Origin of the sequence: Streptomyces cinnabarinus (assembly GCF_027270315.1) — a bacterium.
Lineage (GTDB): Bacteria > Actinomycetota > Actinomycetes > Streptomycetales > Streptomycetaceae > Streptomyces > Streptomyces cinnabarinus.
Genome location: NZ_CP114413.1, coordinates 4,359,197 through 4,378,323, shown reverse-complemented (window position 1 = coordinate 4,378,323; position 19,127 = coordinate 4,359,197). Strand labels below are relative to the sequence as shown.

The 19,127-nt window shown below is 71.9% G+C and carries 15 protein-coding genes, 2 tRNA genes and 1 riboswitch; of the genes, 8 read left to right on the top strand and 9 right to left on the bottom strand.

The annotated features are described in order from the left end of the window. Nucleotides 1–24 precede the first annotated feature (24 nt). From STRCI_RS19665 to STRCI_RS19655, 3 genes are all read left to right on the top strand, one after another. A complete protein-coding gene (locus STRCI_RS19665; RefSeq protein WP_269660272.1) occupies nt 25–2,196 on the top strand; it encodes a DEAD/DEAH box helicase in 2,172 nt (723 codons plus the stop codon). A gap of 105 nt (nt 2,197–2,301) precedes the next feature. Further along, nucleotides 2,302–3,828, top strand: coding sequence for an amino acid permease (locus STRCI_RS19660; RefSeq protein WP_269660271.1), 1,527 nt, complete (start codon nt 2,302–2,304; stop codon nt 3,826–3,828). An 88-nt stretch (nt 3,829–3,916) separates the two neighbouring features. Further along, a tRNA-Lys gene (locus tag STRCI_RS19655) sits at nt 3,917–3,989 on the top strand. A gap of 113 nt (nt 3,990–4,102) precedes the next feature. On the opposite strand, the gene STRCI_RS19650 is transcribed toward STRCI_RS19655, so the two are convergent. The 5 genes from STRCI_RS19650 to STRCI_RS19630 form a co-directional block, all read right to left on the bottom strand. After that, a complete protein-coding gene (locus tag STRCI_RS19650; RefSeq protein WP_269660270.1) occupies nt 4,103–4,411 on the bottom strand; it encodes a hypothetical protein in 309 nt (102 codons plus the stop codon). Between the two features lie 102 nt (nt 4,412–4,513). Continuing rightward, on the bottom strand, nt 4,514–4,897 hold the full coding sequence (locus STRCI_RS19645) for a DUF5955 family protein (protein WP_269660269.1): 384 nt from the start codon (nt 4,895–4,897) through the stop codon (nt 4,514–4,516). 61 nt (nt 4,898–4,958) lie between these two features. Beyond that, the gene (locus STRCI_RS19640) at nt 4,959–7,220 is read right to left on the bottom strand and encodes a hypothetical protein (RefSeq protein WP_269660268.1); all 2,262 of its coding nucleotides are present in this window, start codon (nt 7,218–7,220) and stop codon (nt 4,959–4,961) included. A gap of 88 nt (nt 7,221–7,308) precedes the next feature. Then, nucleotides 7,309–7,944 carry a GTP cyclohydrolase II gene (locus tag STRCI_RS19635; protein WP_269660267.1) on the bottom strand — a complete coding sequence of 212 codons (636 nt, stop codon included), beginning with the start codon at nt 7,942–7,944 and terminating at the stop codon, nt 7,309–7,311. Nucleotides 7,945–8,061: 117 nt separating this feature from the next. Then, nucleotides 8,062–8,565, bottom strand: coding sequence for a MarR family winged helix-turn-helix transcriptional regulator (locus tag STRCI_RS19630; protein ID WP_269660266.1), 504 nt, complete (start codon nt 8,563–8,565; stop codon nt 8,062–8,064). Between the two features lie 104 nt (nt 8,566–8,669). Here STRCI_RS19630 and STRCI_RS19625 point away from each other — a divergent pair, with 104 nt between their 5' ends. The 5 genes from STRCI_RS19625 (at nt 8,670) to STRCI_RS19605 (ending at nt 13,875) form a co-directional block, all read left to right on the top strand. After that, nucleotides 8,670–9,797, top strand: coding sequence for a dihydrofolate reductase family protein (locus STRCI_RS19625; protein ID WP_269660265.1), 1,128 nt, complete (start codon nt 8,670–8,672; stop codon nt 9,795–9,797). 157 nt (nt 9,798–9,954) lie between these two features. Further along, nucleotides 9,955–11,076 carry an alginate lyase family protein gene (locus STRCI_RS19620; protein ID WP_269664589.1) on the top strand — a complete coding sequence of 374 codons (1,122 nt, stop codon included), beginning with the start codon at nt 9,955–9,957 and terminating at the stop codon, nt 11,074–11,076. 51 nt (nt 11,077–11,127) lie between these two features. Then, nucleotides 11,128–11,201 (top strand) — tRNA-Met (locus tag STRCI_RS19615). 140 nt (nt 11,202–11,341) lie between these two features. Next, nucleotides 11,342–12,439 (top strand): PP2C family protein-serine/threonine phosphatase, encoded by a 1,098-nt coding sequence (locus STRCI_RS19610; RefSeq protein ID WP_269660264.1) that lies wholly within the window; start codon nt 11,342–11,344, stop codon nt 12,437–12,439. 243 nt (nt 12,440–12,682) lie between these two features. Next, a riboswitch (cyclic di-AMP (ydaO/yuaA leader) is annotated at nt 12,683–12,841 on the top strand. Nucleotides 12,842–12,852: 11 nt separating this feature from the next. Beyond that, entirely contained in the window at nt 12,853–13,875 is a 1,023-nt protein-coding gene (locus tag STRCI_RS19605; protein ID WP_269660263.1) for a M23 family metallopeptidase, read from the top strand. 81 nt (nt 13,876–13,956) lie between these two features. On the opposite strand, the gene STRCI_RS19600 is transcribed toward STRCI_RS19605, so the two are convergent. From STRCI_RS19600 to STRCI_RS19585, 4 genes are all read right to left on the bottom strand, one after another. Further along, nucleotides 13,957–15,300 carry a PrsW family intramembrane metalloprotease gene (locus tag STRCI_RS19600; RefSeq protein ID WP_269660262.1) on the bottom strand — a complete coding sequence of 448 codons (1,344 nt, stop codon included), beginning with the start codon at nt 15,298–15,300 and terminating at the stop codon, nt 13,957–13,959. 52 nt (nt 15,301–15,352) lie between these two features. Next, nucleotides 15,353–16,132 carry a tRNA (guanosine(46)-N7)-methyltransferase TrmB gene (gene trmB, locus STRCI_RS19595; protein ID WP_269660261.1) on the bottom strand — a complete coding sequence of 260 codons (780 nt, stop codon included), beginning with the start codon at nt 16,130–16,132 and terminating at the stop codon, nt 15,353–15,355. A gap of 144 nt (nt 16,133–16,276) precedes the next feature. Further along, the gene (gene lhgO / locus STRCI_RS19590; RefSeq protein ID WP_269660260.1) at nt 16,277–17,491 is read right to left on the bottom strand and encodes an L-2-hydroxyglutarate oxidase; all 1,215 of its coding nucleotides are present in this window, start codon (nt 17,489–17,491) and stop codon (nt 16,277–16,279) included. Nucleotides 17,492–17,606: 115 nt separating this feature from the next. Beyond that, the gene (locus tag STRCI_RS19585) at nt 17,607–19,031 is read right to left on the bottom strand and encodes an NsdA family TPR-like regulatory protein (protein WP_269660259.1); all 1,425 of its coding nucleotides are present in this window, start codon (nt 19,029–19,031) and stop codon (nt 17,607–17,609) included. Nucleotides 19,032–19,127: the final 96 nt, after the last annotated feature.

Here is a 19,127-nt window from a genome sequence, read left to right as displayed (position 1 = left end):
GACTCCGGAAGGTTTCGCATACGCATGTCCATTTCCAGTTCTGATCACATCGTCCTGCCCGAGAACGACGAGAACGACGTCGTCGTCGAGGGTGGCGCGAGCGACTCCGTCGAGGAGACCCCCGAGGTCACCTTCGCGGACCTCGGTCTCCCCGAGGGCGTCGTGCGCAAGCTCGCGCAGAACGGCGTGACCACCCCCTTCCCGATCCAGGCCGCGACCATCCCGGACGCCCTGGCCGGCAAGGACATCCTGGGCCGCGGTCGCACCGGCTCCGGCAAGACCCTCTCCTTCGGTCTGCCGACCCTCGCCCGCCTCTCCGGCGGCCGTACCGAGAAGCACCGTCCGCGCGCCGTGATCCTCACCCCGACCCGTGAGCTCGCGATGCAGGTCGCGGACGCCCTCCAGCCCTACGGTGACCAGCTCGGCCTGAAGATGAAGGTCGTCTGCGGCGGTACGTCGATGGGCAACCAGATCTACGCCCTGGAGCGCGGCGTGGACGTGCTGGTGGCCACTCCGGGCCGGCTGCGCGACATCATCAACCGGGGCGCCTGCTCCCTGGAGGACGTCGAGGTCGCCGTTCTCGACGAGGCCGACCAGATGTCCGACCTGGGCTTCCTGCCCGAGGTCACCGAGCTGCTGGACCAGGTTCCGGCGGGCGGTCAGCGGATGCTGTTCTCCGCGACGATGGAGAACGAGATCCAGACCCTCGTCTCCCGCTACCTGAACGAGCCGGTCAGCCACGAGGTCGACGCCGCCCAGGGCGCGGTGACGACCATGTCGCACCACATCCTCATCGTGAAGCCCAAGGACAAGGCGCCGGTCACGGCCGCGATCGCCTCCCGCAAGGGCCGCACGATCATCTTCGTCCGCACCCAGCTCGGCGCCGACCGTGTCGCGGAGCAGCTGCAGGACGCCGGGGTGAAGGCGGACGCGCTGCACGGCGGTATGACGCAGGGTGCGCGCACCCGGACGCTGGCGGACTTCAAGGACGGGTACGTCAACGTCCTCGTCGCCACCGATGTCGCCGCGCGCGGTATCCACGTCGACGGCATCGACCTGGTGCTGAACGTCGACCCGGCCGGTGACCACAAGGACTACCTGCACCGGGCCGGCCGTACGGCGCGTGCGGGTCGCACGGGCACGGTCGTGTCCCTGTCGCTGCCGCACCAGCGGCGTCAGATCTTCCGTCTGATGGAGGACGCCGGCGTCGACGCCGGGCGTCACATCATCCAGGGCGGCGCCGCCTTCGACCCGGAGGTCGCCGAGATCACCGGCGCCCGTTCGATGACCGAGGTGCAGGCGGAGTCCGCGGGCAACGCCGCGCAGCAGGCCGAGCGTGAGGTCTCCCACCTCACCAAGCAGCTGGAGCGTGCGCAGCGGCGTGCGGCCGAGCTGCGCGAGGAGGCGGACCGTCTGGTCGCCCGGGTCGCCCGTGAGCGCGGCGAGGACCCGGAGGCCGCGGTGGCCGAGGCGCAGGCGGCGGTGGCCGCGGCCGAGGCGGCCGTGCCGGAGCAGCCGGTGGCGCAGGACGTGGACCGGGCCGAGCGTGCCGAGGGTTCGTACGAGCGTCGTGAGCGCCGTGACGACCGTCGGGACGGCGACCGTGGTGGCCGTTCCTTCGAGCGTCGTGACAACGACCGTGGTGGGTTCCGCCGGGACAACGACCGTGGTGAGCGTTCCTTCGAGCGCCGCGACAACGACCGGGGCGGTTTCCGTCGGGACAGCGACCGTGGTGAGCGTTCCTTCGACCGTCGGGACAACGACCGCGGTGGCTTCCGCCGGGACAACGACCGTCGGGACGGCGACCGTGGTGGCCGTTCCTTCGAGCGTCGTGACAACGAGCGGGGCGGTTTCCGCCGGGACAACGACCGTCGGGACGGTTTCCGTCGCGACGACCGTGGCGGCCGTTCCTTCGACGACCGTGGTGGCCGTTCGTTCGAGCGTCGTGACAACGACCGTGGTGGGTTCCGCCGGGACAACGACCGTGGTGGCCGCTCCTTCGAGCGCCGCGACGAGCGTGGTGGGCACCGTGGCAGCGACCGTCCGTTCAACCGCGACCGCCAGGGTGACCGCCCCGGCTTCCGCTCCGGCGGCCACGAGCGCCCCTACGGCCGCCGTGACGACCACCGCGGTGGCACCGGTTCCTCCTCCTTCGGCCGCCGTGACGACAAGCCGCGCTGGAAGCGCAACGGCTGACCCTGAGCCGTAAGAGCAGTGGCCCGCACGATTTCGGTCGTGCGGGCCTTCTTTTTAGCCAGTTGTGACGCATGTCACGCCCATCAGGCGGGAATTGCTGGGGGCATGACAAGTGACGGACAAGTCTCCGACGAAGAGCGGCTGGCCCAGCTCGGCTACACACAGGTCCTCGCCCGCCGTATGTCGGCGTTCTCCAACTACGCGGTCTCCTTCACCATCATCTCGGTGCTGTCGGGCTGTCTGACGCTGTATCTGTTCGGCATGAACACCGGCGGGCCTGCGGTGATCACCTGGGGCTGGGTGGCCGTAGGTCTGATGACGCTGTTCGTCGGGCTCGCGATGGCGGAGATCTGCTCGGCCTATCCGACCTCGGCGGGCCTGTACTTCTGGGCCCACCGGCTGGCCCCGCCCCGTACCGCGGCGGCCTGGGCCTGGTTCACGGGCTGGTTCAACGTGCTCGGGCAGGTCGCGGTGACCGCGGGCATCGACTTCGGCGCGGCGTCCTTCCTGGGCGCGTACCTGAACCTCCAGTTCGACTTCGAGGTGACGCCCGGCCGCACGATCCTGCTCTTCGCCGGGATCCTGGTCCTGCACGGCCTGCTGAACACCTTCGGCGTGCGGATCGTCGCGCTGCTGAACAGCGTGAGCGTGTGGTGGCACGTCATCGGGGTCGCGGTCATCGTCGGCGCGCTGACCTTCGTACCGGACGAGCACCGGTCCGCGTCGTTCGTCTTCGGCGAGTTCGTCAACAACACGGGCTGGGGCAGCGGGGTCTACGTCGTCGCGCTGGGCCTGCTGATGGCGCAGTACACCTTCACCGGCTACGACGCCTCCGCCCATATGACCGAGGAGACGCACGACGCCTCCACGGCGGGCCCCCAGGGCATCGTGCGGTCCATCTGGACCTCATGGATCGCGGGCCTCGTCCTCCTGCTCGGCTTCACCTTCGCGATCCAGTCCTACGACGGGGCCCTCAACTCCCCGACCGGCGCCCCGCCCGCCCAGATCCTGCTCGACGCGCTCGGCGCGACGGCGGGAAAGCTGCTGCTCCTGGTGGTGATCGGGGCACAGCTGTTCTGCGGGATGGCGTCCGTCACCGCCAACAGCCGCATGATCTACGCCTTCTCGCGCGACGGCGCGCTGCCCTACTCGCACATCTGGCACTCGGTGAGCCCGCGCACGCGGACCCCGGTGGCGGCGGTGTGGCTGGCCGCGCTCGGGGCGCTCGTCCTGGGCCTCCCCTACCTGATCAATGTGACGGCGTACGCGGCCGTGACCTCGATCGCGGTGATCGGCCTCTACATCGCCTACGTCATCCCCACGCTGCTGCGGCTGCGCAAGGGAGAGGAGTTCGAGCGCGGGCCCTGGCATCTCGGGCGCTGGTCGAAGGTGATCGGTGTGGTGGCGGTGGGCTGGGTCGGCGTCATCACGGTCCTCTTCATGCTTCCGCAGGTCTCCCCGGTCACCGCCGAGACCTTCAACTACGCCCCGGTCGCCGTCCTGGCCGTGCTCGGCTTCGCCGCGACCTGGTGGCTGGCCTCGGCCCGGCACTGGTTCCTCAACCCCGAGCACGCCCGCACGATCGCCCGCGAGGCGGCCCGCGCCGGCGCCCCCGAACCGGTCGATCCGTAGCCCCGTACGCCCCGGACGCGGCCGTGTCCCCAATACCCGATCGGAGACCCGGCCACGTCCGGCTATGCTCGTGGGGGCAACATCGCCTGGGCCCTTAGCTCAATTGGCAGAGCAGTGGACTTTTAATCCATTGGTTGTGGGTTCGAGTCCCACAGGGCCTACCGAGTGATCAGCCCCTGGCCTGCGGTGGAGACCGCGGGGCAGGGGCTGATTCGCGTTCAGGCGGGCCTGGCCGGCAGGCCGGTTCGTGCCTGGCGGCGGGCTGCCGCGCCGGTCACGGGGCCGCCGTCTCCAGGTCCTCCAGGGAGTCGTCGAGGCTTGCGTCGAGGTCTCCGAGGGAGTCCTCCATCTGGTCGCCCACGACTTCGCCGGCGATCTTCTCGATCTCCTTGTCGCTGAGGCCGTCGCAGGCACCGGGGCGGCTGCCCTCCTTGCCGCTCTCCATGGCGTCCTTCATCTGCTCGGCCATGGCGGCCTTGCAGGCGGCGGGGTCGGCTTCGTCGCTGCTGCCGCACGCCGTGAGGCCCGCCGTGCCGAGGGCGAGCAGGGTGGCTATGGCGGCGGCGGCTTTACGGGTCTTCATGGGTCCCCCAGAGGATCAAGAACGCTGAGAGGGAATCATGCGCTGCCTCGGCGCCGCGTGGGGGTGCTGTGGCTGTCCTGTGACAGGAAGCCCCGATTCCGGTCAGGGCGAGGGGATCGCCGAGGCCAGCGCGGCCACTGCCGCCGCCAGCGGGGCCACCGGTTCGGCGAAAGCCGTCAGGCGGTCCAGGGCCCGGCGTACTACTCCCGGTTCGGGGGCGGACTCGCCCAGTTCGTCGCGCAGGCGGCGGAGCTCCGCGCGGGGGGAGTCCTGGTCGGGGAGGCCCGCGCGGTGCTCGTCCAGGAGGCGTTCGACCAGGGCCAGGTGGTCGTGGATCTGGGTCCGTTGGTCGGCCGTGAGGGACTGGAAGGAGACCTGGCCGGCCACGGCCCGCGCGCCGGGGCCCACGGCCTGGTTGGCGACCTGGCTCTGCCCGCCGAACTGCTGCACACCGAAGTTCGTTCCCTCGGGCGGCTGCTGGGACATCAGGGCTTCCTTCCTGTCGAGCTGTCGAGCTCCTGAGCTGTCGCGCTTTCGGACTGATGCGCTACTGCGGGGCCGGTGCCGTGGCCGTGGCGTTGTGGGCGGTCGCCTGGGCGGCCTGGCCGACGGCCTGGTTGCCGACGACGCTGACCCCGCCGGTCTGGAGGACACCGTGGTTGAGGATCGTCTGCGTCTGGGTGCGGAAGTCGGTCGTGTCCACCCCGCGCTCGTCCAGGAAGTCCCGCACGGCGGCCAGGGCGTGCCGGTCCAGCGCGGCGAACGCCCGCTCGGCGTCGACGCGTTGGAAGTGGTCCAGGTACTCCGCGCTCATGGCGTGCTCACGGACGCTCAGCCGTGCCCCGCGGTCGAAGGCCGGGTCCGTCTGCGCGGCCGCCCGCTCCCGGCGCCGCCGGCGGGGTCTGCCCCACTCGCGCAGGGCGTCGCCCACGACGGCCCGGGGCGCGCCGAACAGGGCCGCGCCACTGCGCCGCAGGGCCGTCAGCAGCAGGCCCGCCCGGTGCGCGGGGGTGAGCGAGGCGGGGAGCAGGTCCACTCCGCGCAGGTCGGGGCGGAGCGGGGTGAGGACATGGCGGTCGCAGTGCAGGTGCAGGGTCTTGCCCACGACCGCGATGTGCAGCAGCTGACTGGGCACCACCGCGCCGCCCCACAGGGGCAGATGGGCGGCCAGACAGTGCCGGGGCGTGCCCTGCGGGTCCAGCGCGATCTCGCGTACGGCGGCGTCGGAGAGCCGGGTGGTGGGGGCCTTGACGAGGGCGGGCAGCAGGCGGCGGTCCTCGGCCAGCTGGGTGCCGCTGACGAACACCCGGTCCTCGACCTCCAGCGCGGCGAGGCTGGGCCCGCCGTCGACGGGCGGCCGCGCGGCCGCTTCCCGGAGCCGGGCGCGCAGTTGCTCCACCGCGTCCCAGGTGTCGAAGCCGGTGAGCGGGGTGCCGGGCGCGGCGGGCAGCAGCGGCAGGGACAGCGCCCACTGCGACTGCCGTACGCCCTGGCCGATGAAGGGGGAGAAGCCGCTGTAGACGGTGACGTTGCCGGACTGCGACTTGGCCATGGCCCGCACTCCGGCCGTCGCCCACGAGGGCTCGGCGGAGGGCTCGGCGGCGGACTCGGGGCGGGCCTGCGCGTCGAAGGTCTCGCGCCGCAGGCTCGCGCGCATCAGCCGGTCGGTGTTCAGCTCCTCCTGGCTCATGATCCAGAACGCCCACACCCCACTGCCGATCACCGCCAGCAGCGGCGGGACGCCCCGCGCGTACGACCCGGCGAGCCAGCTCCACACCCCGGACAGCGGCAGCGCGGAGAGGAACATGCCGAGCAGCACTCCGGCGAGCAGGATCCCGGCGACCGTAGCGACCAGCCACCGTACGGCCGCCGCGGTGTCCACCGGTTCCCGTCCGCGCACCGCCCGCCGCGGGGCCCGGGAGGCGGCGGCCAGTGCCTTGAAGGAGAGGTGGCCGTAGACCAGCCACAGCGGTCCGAAGGCGGCGATGAGCAGGTACACGGCGGCGAGCCGGTGGTCGCGGGCCCTGTGCAGCCGGCGGGCCGCGAGGCTGTGGCGGACCACCGGTACCAGGTCGACGCCGGGGGAGGGGGCGATCGCGCCGAACTCGTCGCGCAGCACGTCCTCGACGACGCGGCGGGTGAAGCCGGGGTCGGTGTAGGCGGCCGCGCACAGGTGGCGGGTGGTGTCGTCGGGCGCGGTGGAGCCCACGGCACCGCCGGGGACGTCGGACGACCGGGGTGCCGAGGAAGGGGCCATGGTGCTGCTCCGTTCGCGGATACGGGACATGGCTGCGCGGGTACCGGTCCCGCCGGACGCGATCGCCAGGCCGAGGCCCAGCAGCACCCCGAAGACGAGGCCGTCCACCAGGAAGTTGACGATCACCGCGTTCGTGGGGGAGCCGAAGAAGAGCAGGGACTCGTCGCCGTCGGCCTTGACCACGGCCCAGGACGTCACCGCCGCGACGAGCGAGAGGAGTACGCCCGCGCCGAGCGCGGCCAGCCACCGCAGACCGCCGGAGGCCGGGCTCCGGGTCAGCAGCCGGGTCGTGAGCAGAACACCGGCGAGCAGCACGATCAGGGCCGTGTTGCCCGCGAGGTAGAGCGGCTCGGCGAAGCCCTCCGAACTCGGCGACAGATCCCACGTCGGGACGTACAGCGCGCGGTGCACGAAGGACACCACGGGTTTGTCGGGCTGGTACTCGTACAGCGGTTCCCGCAGCCAGGGGCTGCCCAGCAGCACCAGCGCCCCGCCCAGCAGGACGGTTCTCCGCCCCGTACGCCCAAGTCCCGCACGCCCTAATCGCCCCACGGCAACCCCCCAGTCACAGCCCGGCCGCAGCACTGTACGTAGTCGAACAGCTGCGCACCAGACGTCGGAGAGCCAATTCGAAAGCGGTTCAGACCGCCGAACGCTCCGTCAACTCGCCGAGCGGCAGCGTGTGTTGGGTCTGGAGGACCTTGGCGCGCAGATAGCGGACGTTGTGCGCGGTGGTGAAGACGCCGGTGGGGACGCGGTCGCGCACGGCGATGCCGAGGTCGCGCAACTGGGCCGCCTTGTCCGGGTTGTTGGAGAGCAGGTCGAGCTCGTCGACGCCGAGGGCCGCCAGCATCTGGGCGGCGGCCGTGTAGTCGCGGGCGTCCTCGGGCAGCCCGAGGGCGGCGTTCGCGGCGTAGGTGTCGAGGCCCTGGTCCTGGAGGGCGTACGCGTCGAGCTTGTTGTAGAGGCCGATGCCGCGGCCCTCCTGGCGGAGGTAGAGGAGCACTCCGCCGCGCTCGGCGATGCGCTCGACCGCCTCGCGCAGTTGCGGGCCGCAGTCGCAGCGGGCCGAGCCGAAGACATCGCCGGTCAGGCACTCGGAGTGGAGCCGGACGAGCGGGACGGGTCCGGGGTCGCCGAGGACGACGGCCACGTGCTCCTGGCCGTCGGTGAGGCCGTGGAAGGTGACGAGGTCGGCGTCGACGCTGTAGCCGTCCTGGAAGCGCAGCGGGACGCGGACGCGGGAGCGCGTGGTGGCGGCGGGGTGCTCGGACATGCGGGTCTCCGGTCGTCCTGGGTTGCTGCTTCAGATTTGAAGCAGATCCTCGAATCGAGACCCTAGCTCATGCTTTAAGTTTGAAGCAACTGCGATGTGGCGCGGCTCACGCGTGGTTCACTCACCACCGCACGAGGAGCGCCGCAGCCACGGCATGTCGGCCGCGTCCCCGCCCTGGAGCACCCGGGTGACCCCGCTGAAGATCTCCTCCAGCTGGCCCACCTGCTCGGGCGTGAGGTGATCGAAGAGAGCCGCTCGCACGGTCGCCACATGACCGGGCGCCGTCCGCTCCAGGACGGCCATCCCCTCCTCCGTCAGTGCGGCGACACTGCCCCGCTTGTCCCACCGGCACTCCTCGCGCGCCACCAGACCGTCCTTCTCCAGCCGCGTCACGGCGTACGTCAGCCGGCTCCGGGTGATCTTCAGCTGCTCCGCGAGGTCGGTCATCCGCAGCCGGTGGTCCGGGGAGTCGGAGAGATTGGCGAGGATGGAGTAGTACAGGTGCGGCATGCCGGCGTCATGCTGGAGCTGCCGGTCCAGGGTGTCCTCCAGGAGGTGGGCGGCACCGATGTACGCGCGCCAGGCGCGCTGCTCCTCGGGGGTGAGCCAGCGGGTCGTCATGCCTCCAGTGTAGGTTTGCTTAAAACTTGAACCAAGCCCGCCGACCTGACCCTGCTGCCCCACCGCCCCGACCCCGTCGCCCCGCCGGCCCCGATGGAGCACCGATGCCCCTCCCCTACGTCCTGCTGTCGGCCGCCGTCTCCCTCGACGGCTACCTGGACGACACCGGCCCCGAGCGGCTGCTGCTCTCCAGCCCCGCCGACTTCGACCGGGTCGACGAGGTACGCGCCTCGGTCGACGCGATCCTGGTCGGCGCCGGCACCATCCGCGCCGACAACCCGCGGCTGCTGGTGAACTCGCCCGAGCGGCGCGCGGCCCGGATCGCCGCGGGACGGCCGGAGTACCCCCTGAAGGTCACCGTCAGCGGCAGCGGCGACCTGGACCCGGCGGCGAACTTCTGGCACACGGGCGGTGAGAAGGCCGTCTATACGACGGACAAGGGCGCGGAGACGGCCCGTGCCGCCGGCCTCGCGGCGGACGTGGTCTCCCTCGGCGCCGACCTCGACTGGCGCCGCCTGCTCGCGGACCTGCACGCCCGGGGCGTACACCGGCTGATGGTCGAGGGCGGCGGCACCATCCACACCCAGCTCCTCCGGGAGGGCCTGGCGGACGAACTCCAGCTGGTCCTGGCCCCGCTGTTCGTCGGCGACCCGGCAGCCCCGCGCCTGTTCGGCCCCGGCGCATACCAGCAGGGACGACTGCGCCTGGTGGAGACCCGCCGTATCCAGGACGTCGTCCTGATGCGCTACGAGCCGACCGCACCCGGCGAGGGCGATGTCCCGGCCGCCGCCGACCACCACTGGCTGCGGCTCGCCTGCGAGCTGGCCGAGCTGTGCCCGCCCTCCGACACGGCGTTCAGCGTCGGCGCGGTGGTCGTCGCCGCCGACGGCACCGAACTCGCCCGCGGCCACTCCCGCGAGGGCGACGACCCGGTGGTGCACGCCGAGGAGGCGGCCCTCGCCAAGATCGACCCCGAGGACCCGCGCCTGCCCTCCGCGACGGTCTACAGCAGCCTGGAGCCCTGCGCCCACCGCTCCTCCCGCCCCGCCCCCTGCGCCCGGCTGATCCTGGACGCGGGCGTCCGCCGGGTGGTCACGGCGTGGCGGGAGCCGGACACCTTCGTGGTGGCGGCGGACGGCACCGGCCTGCTCACCTCGGCCGGCGTCGACGTACTCGAACTCCCGGAGTACGCGGACCGGGCGAAGGCCCCGAACCGGCACCTTCTGGCGTAACCCCGCGTCAGGTCCGATCGGCCCAACAAACCCTGCGCCCGCCCCCGCACCGGGCCACGCTGCCTGCATGAGGTCTGTTCGTGCGCGTGCCGTCGTGTTCGTGGTGGTCGGTCTTCTCCTCAGCGCCTGTGGAGCCACGGGCGCCGGCAGCAGCACTATGGCCCGTGCCCTCCCGTCCGACGCCGAGTTCACCCACCCCGGTGTGCTCGTCGGCGCCGCCCAGCTGGAGGCCGTGCGCGAGAACGTCACCGCGGGCAGGCAGCCGTGGCTGAAGGCGTATCTCGACATGCGGGACAGTGAGTACGGCGCCTACAAGTACCGGGCCGAGCCGTACGAGGAGGTGCGCTGTCCCGCCGGGAGGACGGCGGGGCAGGGGTGTGCGCAGGAGCGCCGGGACGCCATCGCCGCCTACACCCAGGCCCTGCTCTTCACCGTCACCGGGAAGGCGCCGCACGCCGTCAAGGCCAGGGAGATCATGGACGCCTGGTCGGCGAAGCTGAAGCGGCACAGCGGGGAGAACGCCGGGCTCCAGGCCGGGTGGGCCGGGGCGACCTGGGCGCGGGCCGCCGAGATCGTCCGGCACAGCGACGGCGCCGGATGGCCCGCGGAGCGCGTGCGCCGGTTCGAGACCATGCTGCGGACCGCGCATCTGCCCCAGGTCACCAAGAAGGTCCCGGACGCCAACGGCACCCGGGACCTCGTCACCACCGACGCGGCCATCGGCATCGCCGTCTTCCTCGACGACCACAAGACCTTCGACCACGCCCTGGCCCGCTTCCGCGACCGCGTGCCCGCCTACTTCTACCTCGACAAGGACGGCCGCCTCCCGCTCACCCCGGCCGGGTCCAGCATGAACACCCCGCAGCGCCTGGCGGCGTACTGGTTCCGGCAGACGACGTACAAGCCGGGTGTCACCCAGGAGACCTGCCGGAACTTCGAGCACGTCGGCCACGCGATCGCCGCCACCGCGCACATCGCCGAGACCGCCTGGCACCAGGGCGTCGATCTGTACGGCGAGGCGGAGGACCGGCTCAAGGCCGCGATGGAGCTGCACGCCCGGCACCAGAGCGGCGAGCCCGCCCCGGCCTGGCTGTGCGGCGGCCAGGTCCGGCGGACCATGGGGCCCGACCTGGAGGTCGCGCTGAACCATCTGGAGGACCGGCGCGGCGCCTCCGTCCCGGCCGCCCGCAGGCTCGCCGAGAAGACCCGCCCGGCCGGTACCGACGGCCTCTTCGTCTCCTGGGAGACCCTCACTCACGCGGGCAACCCGGCGGCCTGAGGAAACGGGTGTGCTTCGGGCCCTGCGGATGACGTACACTGGTTTCACCGACGCGGGGTGGAGCAGCTCGGTAGCTCGCTGGGCTCATAACCCAGAGGTCGCAGGTTCAAATCCTGTCCCCGCTACTGAAGGCCGAGGGCCGGAATCCGAAAGGGTTCCGGCCCTCGGTGCATGTCGGCCCACTCATCCACTCGGCCCACCCCGTTCGCCCCGCGGCCCCGCTCCGGGAACCCTGGAGGGACGGCGACGCGGCGGGAGGCGGGCAGTGCGGGCTTCGGTCAGACAGGGGACCCGGCGCTTCCCGTCCGGCCGCACCCTCGCACGGATCATCCCGGCGGCCCTGATCGCGGGCGGCATCCTGTACGACCTCAGCACCCCCCGTGACTTCACCGCGGTCCCCTTCTTCACCGCCGCCCCGCTCGTCGCCGCCCCGCTCTTCTCGCTGCTCGGCACCGTCATCACCGGCGTCGGGGCCCTGATCGCCGCCTACGCCGTCCATGTCCGCTTCGGCTTCGGCGTGGACGCGGACACCGTCACCGAGGTGATCACCGTGGTCACCGTCGCCGTCCTGGCGGCCGTGCTCAACCGCGTGGTGCGCCGCGGCGATCTGCGGCTCGCCTCGCAGCGCGAGATCGCCGAGGCCACGCAGCGCGCCGTCCTGCCCCAACCCGTGGAACGGATCGGCGGCTTCGACATCGCCGCCCGCTACGAGGCCGCCCAGGCCGACGCCTTCATCGGCGGTGATCTGTACGCGGTGGTGGACAGCCCGTGGGGCGTCCGGCTCGTCGTCGGCGATGTGCGCGGCAAGGGCATGGGCGCCGTCGCGGCCGTCGCCGTGGTCATCGGCGCCTTCCGGGAGGCGGCCGAGCAGGAGCCGGACCTGGAGGGCGTCGCACGGCGCCTGGAGCGGGCGCTGACCCGGGAGGGCACACGGCGCGAGGGGATCGACGCCCATGAGGGATTCACCACCGCCGTACTGGCCGAACTCCCGCACGGCGAGGGCGTCGTACGGATCGTCAACCGCGGCCATCCGCCCCCGCTGCTGCTCCACGCGGACCGCACCGTACGCCCGCTGCCCGCCGGGGAGCCCGCCCTGCCGCTGGGCATGAGCGACCTCGGCAACTGGCCCGACCGCGCCGAGGAGGTGCCCTTCCCGCGCGGCGCCACCCTGCTGCTGCACACCGACGGCCTGTCCGAGGCCCGCGACGCGCACGGCGTCTTCTACGACCCCGAGCGTCGGCTCTCCGGCCGCGCCTTCCACGAGCCCGCCGCTCTGATCCGGACCCTCGCCGAGGAGGCGCGTCGGCACTGCGGGGGCGGGATGACGGACGACATGGCCCTGCTCGCCGTACGGCGGCCCTGACCGATGACCCCGATGGTCACCGGGGGTGATCGGACGGAAGCCCTCCGCATAACAACTGACATACCGTCAACAACTGTGTGGCAGGTGAACCTTGGTCAACTCGCCCGATTTAAACCCCTCATGACCCTAAAGTTCCGGCCGGATTCGTTAATGATCAAGCGGAACGGCTTGGAATCCGCACCCCGGGTCTATTAACGTTCGATAACGCAGCGCGGTCGTCCCAGCCGTCACAAGAGTCGGCTCCGTGCGCACGCGCCGAATCCCGTAAGGGAACCGGGGAACCACCAACTTGGGGTGAATCGGGCGTAATCCACCGGGCAAAACCGGTCGGATATACGCGCGTAGGAGACCTTCCTGCTCCGAACCCGTCAGCTAACCCGGTAGGCGAGAAGGAAGGAAAGGAGCACGCCCACGTGGCGTCAAACCGCCCTGCCCCGTTCGTGCCGAGCCAACGCGGGGACGAGACTTTCGGCTACGGCAGCTATCGCAGCGACGAGGGCCCGTTCGAAGAGTGGAACCCCACTGCGGAATCCATTCGCCCGGTGCGCGGCAAGCATCGCGTCGCCAAGAAGGGCGGCGGCGGACTCGCCCGCAGCTCCACGGTTCTCGGCGTCGGTGTCATAGCCGCGGTCGGCGCGGGCGGTATGGCCAGCGCGCAGTCCGGCAAGCCGCCGGTCGCGATCACCATGCCCGACCTGCCGCTGATCTCCGACCACTCCGCGGACGAGGAGACGCCCGAGACGGCGGCCTCCCCGCTCAGCAGCGTCGGCATGACCACGATGGACACCGAGCAGGGCGCCGCCGACGCCGGTGAGGCGCTGCGCGCCCGGATCATGGCCCAGGCCGAGCAGCAGCAGGACCAGGTAGACACCAAGGCCGCCGCGGATGCCGCCGCAGCCGCCGAGAAGGCCGCCGCGGAAGCCGCCGCCGAGGCGGAGAAGGAAGCCAAGGCCAAGGCCGCCGCCGCCAAGGCGAAGGCCGAGGAGGAGGCCCGCAAGAAGGCCGAGGCCGAGCGCCTCGCCGCGCTGGCCAAGCAGTACACGCTGCCGACCTCGTCGTTCACCCTCACCTCGACCTTCGGCCAGGCCGGTTCGATGTGGTCCTCCGGGTACCACACGGGCCTCGACTTCGCCGCTCCCACGGGCACCCTGCTGAAGGCGGTCCACACCGGCACGATCACCAGCGCCGGCTGGGACGGCTCCTACGGCTACAAGACCGTGCTCACCCTGGAGGACGGCACCGAGATCTGGTACGCCCACCAGTCCTCGATCAGCGTCTCCGTCGGCCAGAAGGTCACCACCGGCGACATCATCGGCCGGGTGGGCGCGACCGGCAACGTGACCGGCGCGCACCTGCACATGGAGGTCCACCCCGAGGGGTCCTCCTCCGGCATCGACCCGCTCGCGTGGCTGCGCGACAAGGGCCTCAACATCTGACCCACGCCCCCGCGTGAACCCCGGCGGTCCTGACGACGACCCCCCGACGTCAGGGCTGCCGGTTTCGCATGCCCGCAGGCGCTACGTGCGGTACGGGTTGTAGGCCGGGTACGCCGGATAGGGCTGGTAGCCGCTCGGCTGTGCCGGGTATCCGTACGCCCCGTACATCGGCCAGGGCGCCGCCACCACCGGGACGGGCGGTGCCGTCGCCCGCGCCGCGTGGTCGAGCGCCGGCCGTGCCACCTCCCGGCGCCGCCACAGCTCCCGCAGCAGCTCCGCTTCCCGCACGACGAAGTCGGCGCCCGCACGGCCGCGGCGCCCCCGGTGCCGCAGGAACGCCAGCGAGGTCGCGTACGCCTCGTACTGCGCCACCTCCCGCGCCGCCCGCCGTCCGCCCGCGGTGCGGCGGGCGTACTGCCGGGCCATGCGCCGCGCCCGCATCGAGCCGAGCGCGAAGGGCTCGGCCGGGGTGAGCCAGCCGGCCACGGCGTAGGCGGGCAGCTCCTCCCGCACGGTGCGCAGTTCGCGCTGGCGGGTCCAGATCACGAGCCAGGTCAGCAGGCCGAAGGCGGGCACCATGATCGCCGCGTAGACGGCGAAGAAGCCGAACGGGCCGAAGGACGCGGAGCCGTTCCACAGCGCGTGCATGCCCATCGCGAGCAGCAGCCCGGACAGCGGCAGCAGGATCCGCCGCCAGCGCTGCCGGTCGCCGGAGAGCGCGGCGATGCCGAAGCCGATGCCGGTGAGGACGGTGAACAGGGGGTGCGCGAACGGGGACATCACGATGCGCACGAAGAAGGTTGCGGCGGTGACGGAGGCGATGCCGCTGTCGCCGGTGAGCTGGTCGGTGCCGAAGGCGGTACCGAGGTAGAGGATGTTCTCGGTGAACGCGAAGCCGGTGGCGGTGAGCCCGGCTATGACCACCCCGTCGACGAGCCCGGTGAAGTCCCGGCGCCGGAAGAGGAAGACGAGCAGAACGGCGGCCGCCTTCGCGGACTCCTCCACGATCGGCGCTATCACGGTCGCCCCGAGGGTGTCCGCGCTGGACGGATCCGCCGTGGCCGTGGCTATCCATCTGGTCGCGAAGCTGTTGGCGACGATGGCTATCAGCGCCGCCGCGCAGGCGCCCCAGGCGAAGGCGAAGAGCAGGTTTCGCCAGGGGCCCGGCTCCACCCGGTCCAGCCACCGGAAGGCGGCTATGAGCAGCGGCACCGGCAGTACGGCGAGGCCGAGCCCGACCAGGAAGCCCTGGGTGCCGGTCTGTTCGCGGACCAGGGCGAGGATGACCAGGCCGGAGAGCGTGAGCAGGGTGATCAGCGCGCCGTAGCGCACCCACTTCCGCTGCCACCAGTGCGCGTGCCGAAGTGCGCCGCCGGGCGGGCCGGTGGGGTGCGTCGGGTACGGGGGAACTGGATCGGTGGCCACGGCATTGACCCTAACGAGGGAGGGGCGCAGCCCGCAGAGGAGCGCGGTGGGCTCAGGCGCCGTTGAGGGTTTCGTCTCGGTGTACGCGACGGAAGAGCAGGTCGTTCACGACATGTCCCTTGTCCAGTCCCTGGCCTTCGAAACGGGTCAGCGGCCGGAACTCGGGACGCGGCGCAAAACCGCCGTCGGCCTGCGTGTTCTCGAAGTCCGGGTGCGCGGTCAGGACCTCGAGCATCTGCTCGGCGTACGGCTCCCAGTCGGTCGCGCAGTGCAGCACCGCGCCGGGCCTGAGCCGGGTGGCGGCGAGGCTGAGGAACTCCGGCTGGATCAGCCGCCGCTTGTGGTGCCGCTTCTTGGGCCAGGGGTCCGGGAAGTAGACGCGGAGGCCGTCGAGGGAGTCCGGGGCGAGCATCTCGCGGAGCAGGATGATCGCGTCGCCGTTGGCGACCCGGATGTTGGACAGGCCGTGATGGTCGGCGAGGTTGAGCAGATTGCCCTGCCCCGGGGTGTGCACGTCGACGGCGAGGATGTTGGTCTCCGGGTCGCCGGCGGCCATCTGCGCGGTGGCCTCGCCCATCCCGAACCCGATCTCCAGCACGACGGGCCGGTCGTTGCCGAAGAACTCCCGCAGGTCGAGAACCTCGCTCCCGTCGATGTCCATCCCCCACTTGGGCCACAGCCGCTGCAGCGCGTCCGCCTGCCCGGCCGTCACCCGGCTCCGGCGCGGCTGGAAGCTCCGGATCCGCCGCTCGAAATGCGACCCCGCCGGATCGGCCTTCGGCCCGTCGGGGAACCGTGGCTCCCCCTTGGCCCGCGTATGCCGAACGGACACGCCGGGCTCGTGGCCGGGGGTGGGGGCTGAGGTGGGGAGGGAGTCAGACACAGTGGATCCGATTTTACGGGAGCGGACAGCCCCGCCCGCTGCCGCATCGGCTTCCTCGCCGTTCGAGGACGAGGCCCCGTCAGGGCCGATCGGTCAGGTGCGCGCCAACGCCCCCAGCGCCCGCCGCGCCACCTCTCTCCCGATCGGCAACGACGCCGTCGCCGCCGGGGACGGGGCGTTCAGGACGTGTACCGCCCGTGCCCCCTCCCGGATCAGGAAGTCGTCGACCAGCGTGCCGTCCCGCAGGACGGCCTGCGCCCGCACCCCGGCCGCCGCGGGCACCAGGTCGGCCTCGGACACCGCCGGCAGCAGCCTGCGCACGGCATCCGTGAACGCCCTCTTGGACACCGACCGCCGCAGCTCCCCCGCCCCGTACCGCCAATGCCGCCGCGCGATCGCCCACGCCCCCGGCCACCCCACCGTCGAGGCCAGCTCCCGGGGCCGCACGGTCCCCCACCCGTACCCCTCGCGGGCCAGCGCCGGCACCGCGTTGGGCCCGAGGTGCACCCCTCCGTCGATCCCCCGGGTCAGATGCACCCCGAGGAAGGGGAAGGCCGGATCAGGCACCGGATACACCAGCCCCCGCACCAGCTCGGGCCGCGAAAGCGAGTAGTACTCCCCACGGAAGGGCACGATCCGCATCCCCGGATCGTCCCCGGTCAGGCGGGCGACCTCATCGCAGTAGAGCCCGGCACAGTTCACCAGCACCCGGCCCCGCACGACGTCCCCGCCCGCGGTCCGCACGGCGACCCCCAGCTCCGGCCGCCGATCCACCCGTACGACCTCGGCCCCGTACCGGATCTCCGCCCCCGAGGCCTCGGCCAGTCGCCGGGCGACCCCCACGAAGTCACAGATCCCGGTGGTCCCGACATGTATCGCGGCGAGCCCCCGCACCTCCGGCTCGTACTCGGCGATCTGCGCGGCCCCCAGCTCCCGCACCGGAATGCCGTTCTCCCGCCCCCGCTGCACCAGCGCGTGCAGCCGGGGCAGCTCCGCCCGCTCGGTGGCGACGATCAGCTTCCCGGTGACGGCGTGATCGATGTCGTACTCGGCGCAGAACTTCACCATCTCGGCGGCCCCGCGCACGGCGTACCGGGCCTTCAGCGAGCCGGGCCGGTAGTAGATCCCGCTGTGGATCACCCCGCTGTTGCGCCCCGTCTGGTGCCGGGCGGGCCCGGTCTCCTTCTCCAGCACGGTGACCCGCGTCCCCGGCGCGGCACGCGTGATCGCATACGCGGTGGAGAGACCGACGATCCCGCCGCCGACCACCAGCACGTCACAGTCGTACGCCACGGAACGCACCCGCATCACCTCCCGGCTTCGATAGTGCACTGCGCCACTGACAATGCCCTCAAACCAGGAAGCGCCGGTTCCCCGCCCGGCCTCAGGAGTCCGCTCTCAGGAGCCCGCTCTCAGGGCGGCATCACGCGGGCGTCATCAGCAGCGGCCGGGCCCGCTCCCGCAGCTCCACCACCCGGGGCTCGTCCCCGTACGGCTCCAGCCGGTGCAGAAGATCCTTCACGTACTCCGTCGTACGCGCCGACGAGATCCGCCCCGCCACCTCCACCGCCCGCACGCCCTGCTCGCATGCCGCATCGAGGTTGCCCGACTCCAGCTCGGCGACGGCCGAGACGACCAGCCGCAGCCCGTGCGAGCGCACGAACTCCTCCGTCGGCTTCGACAGCGCCTGCTCCGTGAACCGGCGCACCTGACGCGGCGCCTTCAGGTCGCGGTAGCACTCTGCGGCGTCCGCGCAGAAGCGGTCGTAGGAGTAGAAGCCGAGCCAGGACGGGTCGTGGTCGCCGTCCCGGGAGCGCTCCAGCCAGCCCTCGGCGGCCTTCAGCGCCGCTCCCGCGGCCTGCGCGTCACCCGCGCGCGCGTGCGCGCGTGCCTCGACGAGCCGGAAGAAGCTCATGGTCCGGGCGGTCGCCAGGCCACGGTTGCGCTCCAGGGCGGCCTGCGCGAGGTCGACGCCCTCGTCACCGAAGCCCCGGTACGTCGCCTGCAACGACATGGACGCCAGCACATACCCGCCCAGCGGTACGTCCGCCGCCGCGCGGGCGAGTCGCAGCGCCTGGATGTAGTACCGCTGCGCGGCCTCCTGCTGACCGGTGTCGAAGGCCATCCAGCCCGCCAGCCGGGTCAGTTCGGCGCTGGCGCCGAACAGCGCCCGGCCCACCTCGTCGGAGTACGAGCCGAGCAGCAGCGGCGCCGCCTCCACCCGTAAACACTCGGGCACCATGGACGAACGCCAGTCGCCGCCTCCGTACTTGGAGTCCCAGCGCCTGGCGTCCTCGGCGGCCTCCCGCAGCTTCAGCACATCGCTGTGGCCGACTTTGACCGGTGCGCCGGAACCCTCGGCGGGGTTCACCTCGCGCGCGACCGAGCTGTCGGCCGGGGTTATCAGCCACCGTGAGGCGGGCGTTGCGTATGCGCTCACTGCGAACGACCCGGCCAGCGACTGCCAGATGCCGCCCGAGCCGGCCCGCCGGCCTGCGAGGTCGAGCCGGTACAGCTCGGTCGCCGAGCGCACCGCCTGTCCGACGTCCCGGGGGAAGGCGAGGCCCACCTCCGGTGCGGGATCCGCGTCCGCCAGGCCGATCTCGTGGAGCGGCACCGGGCGGCCGAGCTTCTGGCCGATGGCGGCGGCGATGAGGTGCGGCGCCGCGCCCTGCGGCACCATTCCCTTCGACACCCAGCGCGCCACCGACGTCTTGTCGTAGCGAAGAGTCAACCCGCGTTGAGCGCCAAGGTCGTTGACGCGACGCGCGAGTCCTGCGTTGCTGATTCCCGCGAGGGCGAGAACGGCGCCGAGCTTTTCGTTCGGCCCGCGTTGCTCCCTGGACATGCGCCACCCCTCGACACAGACGGCTGCCGCGCTGGCATAACCACGCGGCATTCGTAAACCCAGCGTAGTTCGCCGCATCCCAAGCGTTAAGGGGCA

Bases quoted from the DNA above. Each gene is read 5' to 3' on its own strand.
- STRCI_RS19665 (WP_269660272.1), top strand. From the start codon at position 25: ATGTCCATTTCCAGTTCTGATCACATCGTCCTGCCCGAGAACGACGAG.
- STRCI_RS19660 (WP_269660271.1), top strand. From the start codon at position 2,302: ATGACAAGTGACGGACAAGTCTCCGACGAAGAGCGGCTGGCCCAGCTC.
- STRCI_RS19650 (WP_269660270.1), bottom strand. From the start codon at position 4,411: ATGAAGACCCGTAAAGCCGCCGCCGCCATAGCCACCCTGCTCGCCCTC.
- STRCI_RS19645 (WP_269660269.1), bottom strand. From the start codon at position 4,897: ATGTCCCAGCAGCCGCCCGAGGGAACGAACTTCGGTGTGCAGCAGTTC.
- STRCI_RS19635 (WP_269660267.1), bottom strand. From the start codon at position 7,944: ATGTCCGAGCACCCCGCCGCCACCACGCGCTCCCGCGTCCGCGTCCCG.
- STRCI_RS19630 (WP_269660266.1), bottom strand. From the start codon at position 8,565: ATGACGACCCGCTGGCTCACCCCCGAGGAGCAGCGCGCCTGGCGCGCG.
- STRCI_RS19625 (WP_269660265.1), top strand. From the start codon at position 8,670: ATGCCCCTCCCCTACGTCCTGCTGTCGGCCGCCGTCTCCCTCGACGGC.
- STRCI_RS19620 (WP_269664589.1), top strand. From the start codon at position 9,955: ATGGCCCGTGCCCTCCCGTCCGACGCCGAGTTCACCCACCCCGGTGTG.
- lhgO (WP_269660260.1), bottom strand. From the start codon at position 17,491: ATGCGGGTGCGTTCCGTGGCGTACGACTGTGACGTGCTGGTGGTCGGC.
- STRCI_RS19585 (WP_269660259.1), bottom strand. From the start codon at position 19,031: ATGTCCAGGGAGCAACGCGGGCCGAACGAAAAGCTCGGCGCCGTTCTC.